General features: G+C 61.9%; 13 protein-coding genes. 6 read left to right on the top strand and 7 right to left on the bottom strand.

The window, feature by feature from the left end; all coding sequences use genetic code 11:
- Nucleotides 1-14 precede the first annotated feature (14 nt).
- The 4 genes from CAF76_RS04965 to CAF76_RS04950 all read left to right on the top strand — a co-directional run bounded on the left by CAF76_RS04965 (nucleotide 15) and on the right by CAF76_RS04950 (nucleotide 3,380).
- Complete coding sequence (locus CAF76_RS04965; RefSeq protein ID WP_064600170.1) at nucleotides 15-1,040, top strand: putative 2-aminoethylphosphonate ABC transporter substrate-binding protein; 1,026 nt, start codon at nucleotides 15-17, stop codon at nucleotides 1,038-1,040.
- 128 nt (nucleotides 1,041-1,168) lie between these two features.
- A complete protein-coding gene (locus CAF76_RS04960) occupies nucleotides 1,169-2,302 on the top strand; it encodes a TIGR03364 family FAD-dependent oxidoreductase (RefSeq protein ID WP_085646994.1) in 1,134 nt (377 codons plus the stop codon).
- Entirely contained in the window at nucleotides 2,302-2,868 is a 567-nt protein-coding gene (locus CAF76_RS04955; RefSeq protein ID WP_085646993.1) for a phosphonate degradation HD-domain oxygenase, read from the top strand. Before CAF76_RS04960 ends, CAF76_RS04955 begins: the two co-directional genes overlap by 1 nt.
- 86 nt (nucleotides 2,869-2,954) lie before the next feature.
- Nucleotides 2,955-3,380 carry a hypothetical protein gene (locus CAF76_RS04950; protein WP_064600162.1) on the top strand — a complete coding sequence of 142 codons (426 nt, stop codon included), beginning with the start codon at nucleotides 2,955-2,957 and terminating at the stop codon, nucleotides 3,378-3,380.
- Here the strand turns inward: CAF76_RS04950 and CAF76_RS04945 are convergent.
- Both CAF76_RS04945 and CAF76_RS04940 read right to left on the bottom strand, forming a co-directional pair.
- Nucleotides 3,377-4,762, bottom strand: a complete 1,386-nt coding sequence (locus tag CAF76_RS04945; protein WP_085646992.1) for a GTPase/DUF3482 domain-containing protein — start codon at nucleotides 4,760-4,762, stop codon at nucleotides 3,377-3,379. The genes CAF76_RS04950 and CAF76_RS04945 overlap by 4 nt on opposite strands.
- Nucleotides 4,755-6,128: a DUF2868 domain-containing protein gene (locus CAF76_RS04940; protein WP_085646991.1), complete on the bottom strand. Its 1,374-nt coding sequence runs from the start codon at nucleotides 6,126-6,128 to the stop codon at nucleotides 4,755-4,757. Before CAF76_RS04940 ends, CAF76_RS04945 begins: the two co-directional genes overlap by 8 nt.
- An 85-nt stretch (nucleotides 6,129-6,213) precedes the next feature.
- Between CAF76_RS04940 and CAF76_RS04935 the strand changes: the two genes are divergently transcribed.
- Nucleotides 6,214-6,726, top strand: a complete 513-nt coding sequence (locus tag CAF76_RS04935; protein WP_085612000.1) for a dihydrofolate reductase — start codon at nucleotides 6,214-6,216, stop codon at nucleotides 6,724-6,726.
- Nucleotides 6,727-6,814: 88 nt separating this feature from the next.
- Here the strand turns inward: CAF76_RS04935 and CAF76_RS04930 are convergent, their stop codons facing one another.
- Entirely contained in the window at nucleotides 6,815-8,206 is a 1,392-nt protein-coding gene (locus CAF76_RS04930; RefSeq protein WP_064600151.1) for an L-cystine transporter, read from the bottom strand.
- A gap of 241 nt (nucleotides 8,207-8,447) precedes the next feature.
- Here CAF76_RS04930 and CAF76_RS04925 point away from each other — a divergent pair, with 241 nt between their 5' ends.
- Nucleotides 8,448-9,509, top strand: coding sequence for a phosphorylcholine phosphatase (locus CAF76_RS04925; RefSeq protein ID WP_085646990.1), 1,062 nt, complete (start codon nucleotides 8,448-8,450; stop codon nucleotides 9,507-9,509).
- Between the two features lie 191 nt (nucleotides 9,510-9,700).
- Here CAF76_RS04925 and ilvD read toward each other — a convergent pair whose 3' ends face one another.
- From ilvD to CAF76_RS04905, 4 genes are all read right to left on the bottom strand, one after another.
- Nucleotides 9,701-11,542 (bottom strand): dihydroxy-acid dehydratase, encoded by a 1,842-nt coding sequence (gene ilvD, locus CAF76_RS04920; protein WP_011336405.1) that lies wholly within the window; start codon nucleotides 11,540-11,542, stop codon nucleotides 9,701-9,703.
- Nucleotides 11,543-11,797: 255 nt separating this feature from the next.
- Nucleotides 11,798-13,015: a multidrug effflux MFS transporter gene (locus tag CAF76_RS04915; protein ID WP_085646989.1), complete on the bottom strand. Its 1,218-nt coding sequence runs from the start codon at nucleotides 13,013-13,015 to the stop codon at nucleotides 11,798-11,800.
- On the bottom strand, nucleotides 13,008-13,964 hold the full coding sequence (locus CAF76_RS04910) for a diiron oxygenase (protein WP_085646988.1): 957 nt from the start codon (nucleotides 13,962-13,964) through the stop codon (nucleotides 13,008-13,010). The genes CAF76_RS04915 and CAF76_RS04910 overlap by 8 nt, the downstream gene beginning before the upstream one ends.
- Complete coding sequence (locus tag CAF76_RS04905; RefSeq protein WP_085646987.1) at nucleotides 13,961-15,034, bottom strand: SagB family peptide dehydrogenase; 1,074 nt, start codon at nucleotides 15,032-15,034, stop codon at nucleotides 13,961-13,963. Before CAF76_RS04905 ends, CAF76_RS04910 begins: the two co-directional genes overlap by 4 nt.
- Between the last annotated feature and the right edge of the window lie 135 nt (nucleotides 15,035-15,169).

The raw sequence follows: 15,169 nt of genomic DNA, 5'->3' as shown, positions 1-15,169 counted from the left end.
ACAGGAAAACGATCATGTTCAAGCCTATGGCCCTGGCCGCTGCTGTGCTCGCGACTTTCAGCCTGAATGCCTTCGCGGCAAAAACCGAGTTGACGGTGTACACCGCCCTCGAAGCCGAGCAGTTGAAGTCCTACAAAGAGGCCTTCGAAAAGGCCAACCCGGACGTCGAGATCAAGTGGGTGCGCGATTCCACCGGGATCATCACCGCCAAACTGCTGGCCGAAAAGGATCGCCCGCAGGCTGACGCGGTCTGGGGCCTAGCGGCGTCGAGCCTGGCGATTCTCGATCAACAGGGCATGCTGCAAAGCTATGCACCGAAGGATCTGGGCAAGATCGGCGCGAACTACCGCGACGCCGCCAACCCGCCAGCCTGGGTCGGCATGGACGTCTGGGCCGCGACGATTTGCTTCAACACCGTCGAAGCCGAAAAGCAGGGCCTGACCAAACCGGTGAGCTGGCAGGACCTGACCAAGCCTGAGTACAAAGGCAAGATCGTGATGCCGAACCCGGCTTCGTCCGGCACCGGTTTCCTCGACGTCAGCGCCTGGCTGCAAACCTTCGGCGAGAAACAGGGCTGGGCCTACATGGACGGCCTGCACCAGAACATCGGCCAGTACGTTCACTCCGGTTCCAAGCCTTGCAAACTGGCGGCGGCGGGCGAATTCCCGATCGGCATTTCCTTCGAATACCCGGCCGTTCAGCTCAAGCGCCAGGGTGCACCGCTGGACATCATCCTGCCGAAGGAAGGCTTGGGCTGGGAAATCGAAGCGACTGCCGTGATCAAAGGCACGCCGCATGAAGAAGCCGCGAAGAAACTGGCCGACTTCTCCGCCAGCGCCCCGGCGATGGATCTGTACAAGGAAAACTTCGCCGTCCTCGCCCAGCCGGGCATCGCCAAGCCGCAGACCGAGCTGCCGGCCGACTACGAGCAACGCCTGATCAAGAACGACTTCGCTTGGGCCTCGAAGAACCGCGACGAGATCCTGACCGAATGGCGCAAGCGCTATGACGGCAAGTCCGAGAAAGTCGCTGCCAAGTAAGGTCTTCATCGACTGACAGGGCCTCTTCGCGAGCAAGCCCGCTCCCACACTGGATCGCATTCACAACGTAAATCCCTGTGGGAGCGGGCTTGCTCGCGAAGGCGGTCTCCCATTAAGGGAAAATCTCCATGACACAACACAAAGACTTGCTGATCGTCGGCGCCGGCATCCTGGGCCTGTCCCACGCCTATGCCGCCGCCCGGCGCGGTCTCAAGGTCACGGTTTTCGAACGCACCGCCACGCCACTCGGCGCGTCGGTACGCAACTTCGGCCAGGCACTGGTCACCGGTCAGCCACCGGGTCCGATGCTTGAACTGGCCAAGGCCAGCCGCGACATCTGGGGCCAGTGGGCGCAGCTCGCCGGCCTGCAACTCAAGCGCAACGGCTCGTACCTGTTCGCCCGCACCGAGGCCGAAGAGCACTTGCTCGAAGCCTTCTGCGCAGGGCGCGCCGTGGAGCACGACTACCGCGTCGAACTGCTGCGCGGTGCCGCGCTGCGCGATCTGTACGGCGGCCAGTTCAGCCATCACCGCGCCGCGCTGCACGGGATGGACGATCAACAGCTGTATTCCCGGGAAGCGATTCCGGCGCTGATTGAATACCTGCGTCGCGAACTCGACGTCGAGTTTCACTTCTCGACGCTGGTGCGCGACGTCGAGCCTGGGCGCCTGCAAAGTACTGCCGGCACATTCTCCGCCAAGCAGATCATCGTCTGTTCCGGTCACGATTATCAGACCCTGCTGGCCGAGCCGATTGCTGCCCTCGACCCGCAAATCTGCCGCCTGCAAATGCTCCGCGCCCGGCCGCAGATCGACCTGAACTTGCAACACGCCTTGCTCACCGGTCTCAGCTGCGTGCACTACGGCGCCTTCGCTGACTTGCCGGAAGCGGCCGCAGTGCAGGCGCAAATCCTGCGCGAGCAACCGCACTTGCAGGAAAACGGCATTCACCTGCTGATCAGCCCGACGCCGTATGGCGAACTGATCATTGGCGACTCGCACCATTACGGCAGCGATCCATCGCCGTTCAACGCCGAGCAGGTCGATGACTGGATGCTCGAACTGGCCGAGCACACCCTCGGTTGCAAGGTGCAAGTGGTCGAGCGCTGGCAGGGTGTCTATGGTTCCCGGGGGCCGGGGCCGTTTTCGTTTCTGCGTCCGGCGCCGGGGCTGAGTGTGGCGTTGATGCACAGCGGCGTCGGCATGAGCGTCGGCCCGGCCATGGCCGAGCGCAATGTTGCACAGCTTTTTGGAGAGCACTGATGTTGAGTCATGAGCAAGTCATCGACCGGGTGTTCGGCCTCTATGAGCGCTTCGGCGCCAGCGACTACATTGGCGAACCGGTGTCGCAGATCGAGCACATGTCCCAGGCAGCACAACTGGCCATCGCCGAAGGCTTTGACGACGAAGTGGTGCTCGCCGCGTTCTTCCACGACATCGGCCACTTGTGTGCCGAAGGCGCGGAAAACATGGGCGGTTACGGCGTGGTCAGCCACGAACGCCTCGGCGCGGACTATTTGCGTGAGGCCGGATTCAGTGAACGCATGGCGCGGCTGGTGGAGTATCACGTCCAGGCCAAGCGTTATCTGACGCTCCGGGAGCCAGGCTATTTCGCACGGTTGAGCGAAGCCAGCCGCCGCACCCTGGACTATCAGGGCGGAGTGATGACCGAGGCCGAGGCCGAGGCGTTCGAGCAGGATCCGTTGTGCGCCGTCAGTCTGCGGATGCGCCAGTGGGATGAGCTGGCGAAGGAAATGGCCGTGCCGGTGATGGATCTTGCGGAGCTGAAGCACAAGGCCTTCACCGTGCTGTCCGGCGAGACGCGCTGAACCTTCTTACGCCAAACCGGGAAACGGTGCATGGCAGGTATTGCCCCTTCGGCCCAGACTGGTTTTTTTGCCGAAGGAGCGCACGGATGCGTTTTTTGAAAGTGATTGCCCGGGATCGATCCGGCAGCGGCGCAGGGGACACTGTCCAGCTGCGCTTTCATGACAGCGAACAGGATTGGCGTGAAGCGTCGGCTCGTGAAGTGGCGCAACTGCGCAGCTTCTCCCGAACTTATCTGAAATGTGCCTGGTTCAACGCGGCCGATGAGGACACGCGACATCTGCGGATCTTTGCTTTGAACCCCGGCCGCGATGGAACGCCGGAATCAGTGAGGCTGCACTTTCACCAAGGCGAAACCATCGCTTACAAGGCCGCCGTCCACGACCTGGATAACGATGGCGGTTTCGAGGTTGTGCTGTGCTCGGACGTCGACAACGACGGGCGGGCCAATCGCACCGATCGCAGCCGGGTGACGGCGCTGGTCAAACCGTTCCTCAAGCTCGGCTGGTTCTAGAGTTCGAGCACTTTGCTCACCAGCTCATCGATCTGTTCCTGACGCTGGGCCTGATTCAGCTTCGAATGCGGATTGAGCGACGACCACTGCGGGTGGGCCCGGGCGATGTTCAGCGCCTCCGGCAGCTTGCCCTCGCGCCAGGTCTTGTCTTGCGGCGTCGCCACCTGAATGCTGTCCAGCGCCGCATGGCCTCGGGCGTTCAGCGCTTGCAGCAGTTGCCGTTGACGCAGGGCCAGCAGGCGCAACACGTTGTCGTCGACCGTCAGTTCCCGCTGCCCTTTGATCTTGCCCAGCAGGCGATTGCCATAGCTGCGGGCGGTTTGCAGGGCGCCGCCGGCAATGGCACCGGCCAGAGCGGCGGCGCCGAGGGTGATGCCGCCGACCAGCAAGTCCACACCCGCACCGGCTGCGGCACCGGCGGCAATCCCGCCGCCGACCCGCACGCCAAGCTGCTTGAGGGTTTCCGGGTTGAACAGGTCATCGCCCCAGCGCCCGTCGAGCAGCGGCAGATCGCTGGCGGCGGCGTCCTGCGGGCGGAAGGCGTAGAGCTTGAGCAGCGCTTCGACGCAGCGTTGTTCGCGCTGGCGCACGGCTTTGCGCAGTTCACTGATGGCCTGTTGTTCCTGTTCGGCGTTGCTCGCCACACTGCGTCGGCACGCAGCGCAGTCGATCAACAGTTCGGCGATCAAGCGCGCGGCGCTTTGCTCGCGGGCGAGGCGCTGGGCCTGTTGATCGGCGATCAGCCGTTCAAGTTGTGGGCGGGCGTTTTCCAGCAACAGTGCGAGGCTTTCATACAGCCGCCGCTCGCCATCTTCGGGCGGGGCGACGCTGTCGAAACGCACCAGCGCATGCAGGCCAAGACGCGCCAGTGCTTCACGCCAGTCCGGCTCGCGGTGGTTGGCGCTGCTGACGAAATTCAGCACCGGCAGCAACGGTTTGCCGCAACTGGCCAGCACTTCCAGTTCGTCGCGGTACTTGGCCAGCACCGGTTCGCGTGCATCGATCACATACAGGCCGGCGTCGGAATCAAGCAGTTGCCGCAGTACCTTGGCTTCCTGTTCGAAACGCTGGCGCGCCTCGCTGCCGTCGAGAAACCGCGCCAGCCGTGCCGGGCCGTCGAGGCGTTCGCCGGGGCGTTCCAGACGCTCGAGAAAATCCAGCAGGGCGATGGCATCTTCCAGACCGGGTGTGTCGTAGAGGTCGAGCGACGGCTCGCCATCCACCGACAACCGCGCGCCTTCGACATGCCGCGTGGTGCTCGGGCGATGAGAGACTTCGCCGAAGCCGACGTCGCGGGTCAGGGTGCGCAGCAGCGAAGTCTTGCCGACGTTGGTGTGGCCGACCACCGCCAGTTTCAGCGGCGCTTTCCAGGCATCAGTCATGTCCGTGCTCCAGCCAGTTCAACGGGGCGCAATCGGCGAACGGCAGTTCCAGCTGTTGCAATGCCACGTGCCAGTCACCGAGGCGTTCGGCGTCCAGCGCCTGTCCTTGTGGCGCCTGCAACAGCCAGACACGGGTTGCGGCGGCGTTGCGCGCCAGCTCGGCAATCAGCGCCAGGCTGCCGCGATCCGGCGAACGCCGTGGGTCGCAGGCAATCGCCAGGCGCGCCGGCGGGAAGCGGCTGAGCTGTTCGAGCAGTTTGTTGCGCGATTCCCGACTGTCGAGGATGCCGGCGTTGCTGACGTTTTTCGGCAGCGTCGGCGGCCATGAGTGTTGGTCATCGAGTTCGATTGCCACGAGCAGCGCGCCGTCGCTGGCGTGTTCGCCCACGGTGCTTTCGACGCGGTGCAATTGCGCAGGCTCCGGGTCGGTGATGCCGAGGCGTTCGCTGGTCGGCATCAGGCGTTCGCGCAGTTGGGCGTAGCCGGGCAGGTTCAGGTCCAGACGCAACGCCGCTTTGCCGCTGTTCCAGCGCCAGAAGCAAAACAGCGCCAACAGCAGACGCGGCAGCACGCCGTACACCACCAGCACGCCGACCAGCCAGGTCGCCCAGGCCTGACGGGCGCTTTCGATGTTCAGCGCGGCGTCACCGCTGGCGCGGATCATGTCCACGGTCGGCACGTTGAAGCCCAGCAGCGCCGGCAAGGCGCCGAGGGCCTGGGTCATGTTGATGAACGTGTCGGCGCTGAGAATCGTGGTTTCCCAGACGAAACCGTAGCGCCGGGTCGCCATCAGGGTCAGCAACAAAACCAGCGCGCTGAACATCGCCAGCAACCACAGGCCATTGACCAGCGTACCGAGTGCCCAGCGATTGAGCTTCTTGCGTTGCAGCATCAGCAGCAGGGCCGGTGCGAGTTGCGCAGCCTTGGCGTCGCGGGCGAGTTTTTCACTGAGCCACAGCCACAAGCGGCCGAGGGTGGCGCCATGTTCGCCAGCGAAGATCAGCCCCAGCGCCCAGCTCAGCAGCAGAATCAGGTTCAGCCCGAGCAGACTGCCCAGGGCCCAGAACACATTGACCGGCGTCTGGCCCAGTGCGGCGAAGGCCAGACCGGCACCGCTCAGTACCGCGAAGATCGCCAGCAACACCAGCGCGAGGCGTGCGCCTTGCAACCAGTGCTTGAGCGCGGCGGTCAGGCCGTCGCGCTCGGCCAGCCACAGGGCGCGGCGCTGAATGCGTCCCGGCAGATCGCCACCGGCCGCGCGGGCCAGGCGATTGGCTTCCAGATCGTCCAGCGGGCCTGCGTGTTCTTCGCGCAGGCGCACGGTTTCGGTGAGCCAGAGGTTTTGCAGTGAAGTCTGTTCAGTCACGCGGCATCCCGTTGCTTGATTGAGCCGTGAGCATAACCGCTGTGGCGCTTATCGGGGTAAGGGCGGCTCTGGTATCCTCGCCGGCATGACTAAATCACTCCCCCTCAGCCTGATCGCAGCCCTCGGTGAAAACCGTGTGATCGGCGTCGACAACAGCATGCCCTGGCACCTGCCGGGGGACTTCAAATACTTCAAGGCCACGACGCTCGGCAAGCCGATCATCATGGGCCGCAAGACCTGGGACTCGCTGGGTCGCCCGTTGCCGGGGCGTTTGAACATCGTGGTCAGCCGTCAGCAGGATCTTGTGCTGGAAGGTGCGGAAGTCTATCCGTCGCTGGAAGCGGCCGTGGTTCGCGCCGAAGCGTGGGCGAAAGAGCAGGGCGTCGACGAATTGATGCTGATTGGCGGGGCGCAATTGTATGCGCAGGGGCTGGCGCAGGCAGATCGTCTGTATCTGACTCGCGTGGCACTGAGCCCGGAAGGCGATGCGTGGTTTCCGGAGTTCGATCTGAACCAGTGGAAACTGGTGTCGAACGTGCCGAATCCGGCTGAAGGCGACAAACCGGCTTACAACTTCGAAGTCTGGGAAAAAGCCTAAGAGCCTCGCTGGCAGGCCAGCTCCCACATTGGAATGCATATCCCTGTGGGAGCGGGCCTGCTCGCGATAGCGGTCTGTCAGACGCTACTCAAGCCTGAGCCAGTTCCGCATGCTCATCGGCATCCAGCAGGGCCTTGTCGGTCTGCTGCATCACCTGGCTGGTAATCGCACCGGCCGTGATCGAACCACTCACGTTCAGCGCCGTGCGACCCATGTCGATCAGCGGCTCGACCGAAATCAGCAACGCCACCAGCGAAACCGGCAAGCCCATGGCCGGCAGCACGATCAGCGCGGCGAAGGTCGCACCGCCACCCACGCCCGCCACACCGGCCGAACTCAAGGTCACGATCGCCACCAGCGTCGCAATCCACAGCGGATCCAGCGGGTTGATGCCGACGGTTGGCGCAACCATCACCGCCAGCATCGCCGGGTACAGACCGGCGCAGCCGTTCTGGCCGATGGTCGCGCCGAACGATGCGGCGAAGCTTGCCACCGATTGCGGAATGCCCAGACGACGGGTCTGCGCTTCGATGCTCAGCGGGATGCTCGCGGCGCTGGAGCGGCTGGTGAACGCGAAGGTCAGCACCGGCCAGATCTTGCGGAAGAAACGCAGCGGGTTGATCCCGGCCGCCGACACCAGCAAGCCATGCACCACAAACATCAGGCCCAGGCCGAGGTACGACACCACGACGAAGCTGCCGAGCTTGATGATGTCCTGCAGGTTGGAACCGGCGACCACTTTGGTCATCAACGCCAGCACGCCGTAAGGGGTCAGCTTCATCACCAGACGCACCAGACGCATCACCCAGGCTTGCAGGGTGTCGATGGCGTTGATCACTTTCTGACCTTTCTCGACGTCATCCTTGAGCAGTTGCAGCGCGGCAACCCCCAGGAACGCGGCGAAGATCACCACGCTGATGATCGACGTCGGCTTGGCCCGCGCCAGGTCGGCGAACGGGTTCTGCGGGATGAACGACAGCAGCAGTTGCGGCACATTCAGGTCGGCGACCTTGCCGGCGTAGTCGGTCTGAATGGTTTGCAGACGGGCCATTTCCTGGGTGCCGGCGACCAGGCCTTCGGCGGTCAGGCCGAACAGGTTGGTCAGGCCGATGCCGATCAGCGCCGCAATCGCGGTGGTGAACAGCAGCGTGCCGATGGTCAGGAAGCTGATCTTGCCCAGCGAAGAAGCGTTGTGCAGACGGGCCACGGCGCTGAGGATCGAGGCGAATACCAGCGGGATCACGATCATTTGCAGCAGTTGCACATAACCGTTGCCGACCAGATCGAACCAGCCGATCGAGGCTTTCAGCACTGGGTTGCCGGCGCCGTAAATCGTGTGCAGCGCGACGCCGAATGCCACGCCCAGCACCAGCGCGAGCAGGACTTTTTTTGCCAGGCTCCACGTGGTGTGACGGGTTTGCGCCAGACCAAAAAGCAGGGCGAGGAACACCAGCAGGTTGAGAATCAGGGGCAGATTCATGAGGACTCCAGAAAAGACTGTGCCAACAGCCTTCCGGGGCTGCTGCGAACCGGCAAGCCTAACAGCTTGATTTCCAATGATTTAATACCGAAATCAAAGGTTAACCGTCGTTTTTGGAATAAGCGGGTGTCGCTCTCGGGGATGCAGCTGGCGCGAAACGGACGTGGACGGTCGCTGACAGACGAGGACTGTCACACATATTTGTTAGCGTCGATTTCTTTGACCCAGGGAGAAAGCGCCAATGAAGTTCACACCGAAATTTCTGGCTGTCGCACTGACTGTGGGGATGGGCCTGGCCACTCAGGCATTCGCCACCGACCTGAAGCACTGGCCGGCGGATCAGGCCAAGGCATTGGACGCGATGATCGCCGCCAACGCCAACAAGGGTAACTACGCGGTGTTCGACATGGACAACACCAGTTACCGCTACGACCTCGAAGAGGCGTTGCTGCCGTTCATGGAAAACAAGGGCCTGATCACCCGCGACAAGCTCGACCCCTCCCTGAAACTGATGCCGTTCAAGGATACCGCCGACCACAAGGAAAGCCTGTTCAGCTACTACTACCGCCTCTGCGAAGTCGACGACATGGTCTGCTATCCATGGGTGGCTCAGGTGTTTTCTGGCTTCACCCTCAAGGAACTCAAGGGCTACGTCGATGAGCTGATGGCCTCGGGCAAACCGGTGCCGGCGACCTATTACGAAGGTGACGTGGTCAAGAATCTGGATGTGAATCCGCCGAAGATCTTCACTGGCCAGAAAGAGCTGTACAACAAACTGATGGAGAACGGCATCGAGGTCTACGTGATGACCGCCGCCTCCGAAGAACTGGTGCGCATGGTCGCGGCCGATCCGAAGTATGGCTACAACGTCAAACCGCAGAACGTGATCGGCGTGACCACCTTGCTGAAGAACCGCGACACCGGCGAGCTGACCACCGCGCGCAAGCAGATCACTGCCGGCAAATATGACGAGAAAGCCAACCTCGGCCTCGAACTGACTCCGTACCTGTGGACCCCGGCGACCTGGATGGCCGGCAAGCACGCGGCGATCCTGACCTACATCGACGAATGGAAAAAACCGGTACTGGTGGGTGGCGACACGCCGACCAGCGACGGCTACATGCTGTTCCACGATGTGGACGTGGCGAAGGGCGGCATTCACTTGTGGGTCAACCGCAAGGACAAATACATGACCCAGATTCAGGGCATGATGTCCAAGCACGCGGCGGCCCAGGCGAAAGAAGGCTTGCCGGTGACGGCGGACAAGAACTGGGTGATCGTCAAACCTGAAGAAATCCAGTAACTCACAAAGATCCAATGTGGGAGCGAGCCTGCTCGCGAATGCGTAGTGTCAGTCACCCTCTTTTTGCTGACATACCGCAATCGCGAGCAGGCTCGCTCCCACAGTTTTGATCTGCAGTGACATTGGGATTTCGGTCAGGCAAAAAAATGCCCCGCACTTGGCGGGGCATTTTTGTTTCTGCGATTTGACGCTTACAGCCCGTCGAGCATCGCCTTGTTGCGCACCGCACCCTTGTCGGCGCTGGTCGCCAGCAGGGCGTAGGCCTTGAGGGCAGTGGTCACTTTGCGTGGACGCTGTTCGACCGGTTTCCAGCCTTTCTTGTCCTGCTCGACACGGCGTGCCGCCAGTTCTTCGTCGCTGATCAACAGGTTGATCGAGCGGTTTGGAATGTCGATCAACACCTTGTCGCCGTCCTGCACCAGACCGATCGCGCCGCCGGCTGCAGCCTCTGGCGAAGCGTGGCCGATGGACAGACCGGAGGTGCCGCCGGAGAAACGGCCATCGGTCAGCAGGGCGCAGGCTTTGCCCAGGCCTTTGGATTTCAGGTACGAGGTCGGGTAAAGCATTTCCTGCATGCCCGGGCCGCCTTTCGGGCCTTCGTAGCGAATGATGACGATGTCGCCTTCCTTCACTTCGTCGGCGAGGATGCCGCGTACCGCGCTGTCCTGGCTTTCGAAGATCTTCGCGTTGCCCTCGAACACATGGATCGACTCGTCGACGCCGGCGGTTTTCACCACGCAGCCGTCCAGGGCGATGTTGCCGTACAGCACGGCCAGGCCACCTTCTTTCGAATAGGCGTGTTCGAAGCTGCGGATGCAGCCGTTCTCACGGTCGTCGTCCAGGGTTTCCCAGCGGGTTGACTGGCTGAACGCGGTTTGCGTCGGAATGCCCGCCGGGCCTGCCTTGAAGAAATGGTGCACGGCTTCATCGTCGGTCTGGGTGATGTCCCACTTGGCGATGGCTTCTTCCATGCTGCGGCTGTGCACGGTCGGCAGGTCGGTGTGCAGCAGGCCGCCACGGGCCAGCGAACCGAGGATGCTGAAGATGCCGCCGGCGCGGTGCACGTCTTCCATGTGGTACTTCTGGATGTTCGGCGCAACTTTGCACAGTTGCGGCACCTTGCGCGACAGACGATCGATGTCACGCAGGTCGAAGTCGATCTCGGCTTCCTGGGCAGCGGCCAGCAAATGCAGGATGGTGTTGGTCGAACCGCCCATGGCGATGTCGAGCATCATCGCGTTCTCGAACGCCTTGAAGTTGGCGATGTTGCGCGGCAGTACCGACTCGTCGTTCTCGCCGTAGTAGCGTTTGCACAGCTCGACGATGGTGCGGCCGGCCTGCAGGAACAGCTGTTCGCGATCGCTGTGGGTGGCCAGGGTCGAACCGTTGCCCGGGAGTGCGAGGCCCAGGGCTTCGGTCAGGCAGTTCATCGAGTTGGCGGTGAACATGCCGGAGCACGAACCGCAGGTCGGGCAGGCGCTGCGCTCGTACTCGGCAACCTTCTCGTCAGAAGCGCTGGAGTCGGCGGCGATTACCATGGCGTCGACGAGGTCGAGACCGTGGCTGGCCAGTTTGGTCTTGCCGGCTTCCATCGGGCCGCCGGAGACGAAGATCACAGGGATGTTCAGGCGCAGAGCGGCCATCAGCATGCCCGGGGTGATCTTGTCGCAGTTCGAGATGCAGACGATGGCGTCGGCGCAGTGGGCGTTGACCATGTACTCGACGGAGTCGGCGATGATCTCGCGGCTCGGCAGCGAATAGAGCATGCCGTCGTGGCCCATGGCGATGCCGTCGTCCACGGCGATGGTGTTGAATTCCTTTGCAACGCCGCCAGCGCGTTCGATCTCACGGGCAACCAGCTGGCCCAGGTCCTTCAGGTGAACGTGGCCCGGTACGAACTGGGTGAAGGAGTTGGCAATGGCGATGATCGGCTTCTTGAAGTCGTCATCTTTCATCCCGGTGGCGCGCCACAATGCGCGGGCGCCGGCCATGTTGCGGCCGTGGGTGGATGTTTTCGAGCGGTAATCTGGCATGGAGCACTCCGGGCGGCTAATCAGGTATCAAAGGGGAGTGAGCTTCTATTGACGTCTGGAACACTCAGAAATGGCCGTGTGTCCTGATGTTGCCGATGACGTTGCGGGATCGCCGCTGGTCTCAGCCTGAGCTCATAAACCCGCCGGGGATGAATGGCGATGAATCTCGCGATTCTACACCGCTGGCGTCAGGAGGGAATGGCGCAAAACGTTGTTCCAGTGCTGACGAAGCGTGCGGGATGACGACCGGCAGGGTTAATCGCTGTCCGGTTGCCCCACAAGATCGCTGCGCCGACTGATCCGCGCGTTCAATGCCAGTGCCACCCCACTGAGCATCACGAAGCTGTAGCCCAGCGTGGATTGCAGGTTGGCAGGGCTCAGACTGATCAGCGCACTGATCAGCCCGCCGCAAATGAAGATCAGCGTGCTGCCGGCGGATGCCGACGTGCCGGCATTTTCGGGAAACAGACTCATCGCCCGCGAGGTAGCTGCGGGCCGGGTGATGGTGGTGCCGGCGGTGCAGATCAGCATCGGGATCAATACCGTGGCCGGGGTCAGCGCGAAGTTCGATGACAGATAGAGCATGCTCAGGCCGGCGAACAGGATCAGGCTCAACCCGACGATAATCTGCTGGCCACCGTTGATCCGCCTGCTCAGCACGCTGGCCAGGATGCCCCCGACTATATACGCCGCGCCGTAGATCAGCAGGAACAGCGAGAAGTCATAAGCGGACAGTTGCAGGCGGTCCATGAAAATCAGCGGCGAAATCACGATGAAGGAAAAGTGACAGGCGAAGGCAAAGGCCGAAATCAGCCAGTAACCGACGAAGTCGAAATCTCCCAGTACCCGTCGGTAAGCCTTCAGAAAGTGGGTGGGTGTGCCCCGGGCTGCCGGCCGGCTGTTGTCCAGAAACCACCAGGCCTTTAGCAGCACGATGGCGGACAGCGCGGTAAACACCCAGAAGCTGCCGCGCCAGCCCAGCGTTGCCTGAAGAAAGGTACCGGCAAGAGGCGATACCGAGATGAAAATTCCGGTGGCGGTGACCATCAGGATCCGCAAGCGATTACGCTCCTCGCCTTCGAACAGGTCCTGCACCAGCGCTTGTGATAGCACGAAGCAACCGCAACCCAGCGCCTGCACCACCCGAAACATCAGGAACAGCGAATAGTCCGAGGTCATCACGCACCCCAAGGCGCCGATCATTGAAGCGCTCATGCCGGCGAGCAGCAGGCCTTTGCGTCCGATCACATCCGACAATGGACCGATCAACAGCTGGGCGAAGGCAATCCCGACAGCGAACAGGCTGATCGACAGGGCGATGTCCGCCGGGGTGCGGCGAAAGTGCTCCGCCAATGCCGGAAACGAAGGCAGCAGGACATCCAGTGGAAAGACGCCGAGCAACACCATTGCCAGCAAAAGACTGACAGCCCCGCGCCGCTGTCGTCGGGTCACCATAGATTGTCCTTCATCCATCGATCAGTCCTGCCCTGGCAAATAGTGTCCGGTTTTGAGGTTCGGCGAAAAAACCGGCTTTTTTCAATGCGCTCAATGTGGCGAGGCTGCCAGCTCGCGCTCGTTGCCGACTGGCTTGCGACGTTGTCATCGTGCCGAGAATGTCCCTCACCGTGGTGTTTGCAATGCCCGCGCCAACGAGGCTTTTCTGCAGCCAGTGCTCATCCACTTCGAAGAAGATTTGCAGAATGTCGAGCAAGGTCGTCGCGGCAAACGTTCGCTGTCGCGGATTCAAGTGCAGCCAGAGGTAGTGGAACACTTCGGTGAAATAGCGGCTGTGACGCGCTTCATCGGTGAGGTGATCGCGCAACATGTCGTTGACGCCGGACACCAGACTGTCGCGGCAGACATCCAGCAGTTCACGGGCAATGATGGTTTCCGAGACGAAACCCAGAAGAAAGCACGCCAGCGGCCGCTGCTCCTGACTGGTGCGAGCAATCAGCAGGTTCATCCGGGTGATTCGTCTGGGCATGACCGGGCGCCCGGTGATGGCGTAGAGGCTGGCGATCTGCTCCGCCACCTGACTGGAAAACAGGGCGTGATAGCCCTCGTCGGTGTAGAGCTGGAGCGCGGCGGTTTTCATCGGCGCCGGCACCGCGACCGGAAGCTCGCCATGCACGATGGTTTCGACGGCGCGATTGACGATCCGGTGTTCGAGCAACGTGGTGTAGTCGAGAAAATGCACCAGATGTCGGGCCGTGAGCCGATGCAGCATCGAACGGCCCGCTGCTTCAATAGACGGGTGGGCCAGATAGGGCAGGAACGCCGGCGGAAACCAGTGCCGGGTCTCCAGTTGTTCCTGCACGTTGTCCGGCAAGTGGTAATCGTGGGGGCTGGTGCGCACCGAGGCGCGGGTGTTCCAGTCGCTCAGGGTGAACTGAAAGACCGGCTTCGGGGCGAGGGCGCTCATGACTGTGCCTCACGCAGCAGGTCGCGCATTTCCTGACACATCGCTTGGCCATCGCTTTCCCCGCAACCGACGAAGAACAAGGGTTGTTCCGCACTGTTCTCGAGCTTCAGCAACGTTTCGACCTGCTCATCGGAAAACGCGCCCGTGAGCCAGGTGTTCATGCCCAGCGCGGTGGCCACCAGTTGAAACGTCTGCGAAAGGTGCCCGGCTTCGACGAACGCCATTCGATAGGCGCGCGAATGCGGGTATTTCCACCAGAGCCGGTCGAAGCGGGCGGTGATGAACAGGCCCAATGGCAGGTTGTTGATGAAGTGCTGGCCCCCCAGCAGATTGCCAAATTCGCTGTCGGGCAAGGGACTGATGAAGCTCAGGGCGTGTTCGGCAGGGTGGTAGACATAGACGCCAGGCGCCAGTGCGTCGACGTTCTGCACCAGCACGAACCCGGCGCAGGCATTGAGGCCGCCTCCGGAAGGGCTGCTGCGTCGCGCCCCAAGGCCGTCGGCGATGCTGTCGTCGCGGTCGGCTTCGCGTTCTCGCAGGTAACCGAGTGACAGGTAAAGCAAGGTGCCGACATCGTCCAGCGAAACGGCGGCACCGGTGAAGGAGCGGCAGGTCTTTCGTCGGGTCAGTGAGCTCAACAGGCTGTCGTCATTCAGTACGAGCGGTGCGGGCAGGGTGATGAGCGCGTTCGGACCGGTATCCGCAGGGATGTCGGGCGGAGGTGAAGTGGCAAGCACTGTGTTGCAGTGTTCGAGGTATTGCCTGGACCATTCCTGAATGTTTCGGGGCGTGTGTTCGCACGGAATATTCCGAGTCCCGATATGGTAGATCCTGGACAGTTCATCCCAGCCCCATACAGGTGTCGGAGTTTTTGAAGAAGTCAGTATTCCGGCATTTAATAGCTGTGTGTCTATTATGTTGCTGTTGTCATATAGGTCAGGGTCGTGGACAAGTTGCGCCAGTCGGGATGCATATTCAAGATCAAGTTCATGTTGAGTATGGTCTTTGTAATTCCAGACTATCTGGCCGGGTGTTCGTGGCAGTATGAATAAGTAAGGGTTTATATGCATGTCGGGGCACGTTGCTCTGGATGGATGCTTTGTCAGAGGCGCTGGGTAGCCGGCTATACCCAGCGCCAACCTTACTTAACGGACTTTAGGTGCGACCAGAAAAGCCAGGTTTGCGAGGGTGCGGGATTCCAGAGT

The sequence above is a fragment of the Pseudomonas sp. B40(2017) genome (genome assembly GCF_002112855.1).
Lineage (GTDB): Bacteria > Pseudomonadota > Gammaproteobacteria > Pseudomonadales > Pseudomonadaceae > Aquipseudomonas > Aquipseudomonas pharyngis.
The sequence above is the reverse complement of the archived record's forward strand: the minus strand, read 5'-3'. Positions and strand labels throughout refer to the sequence as shown.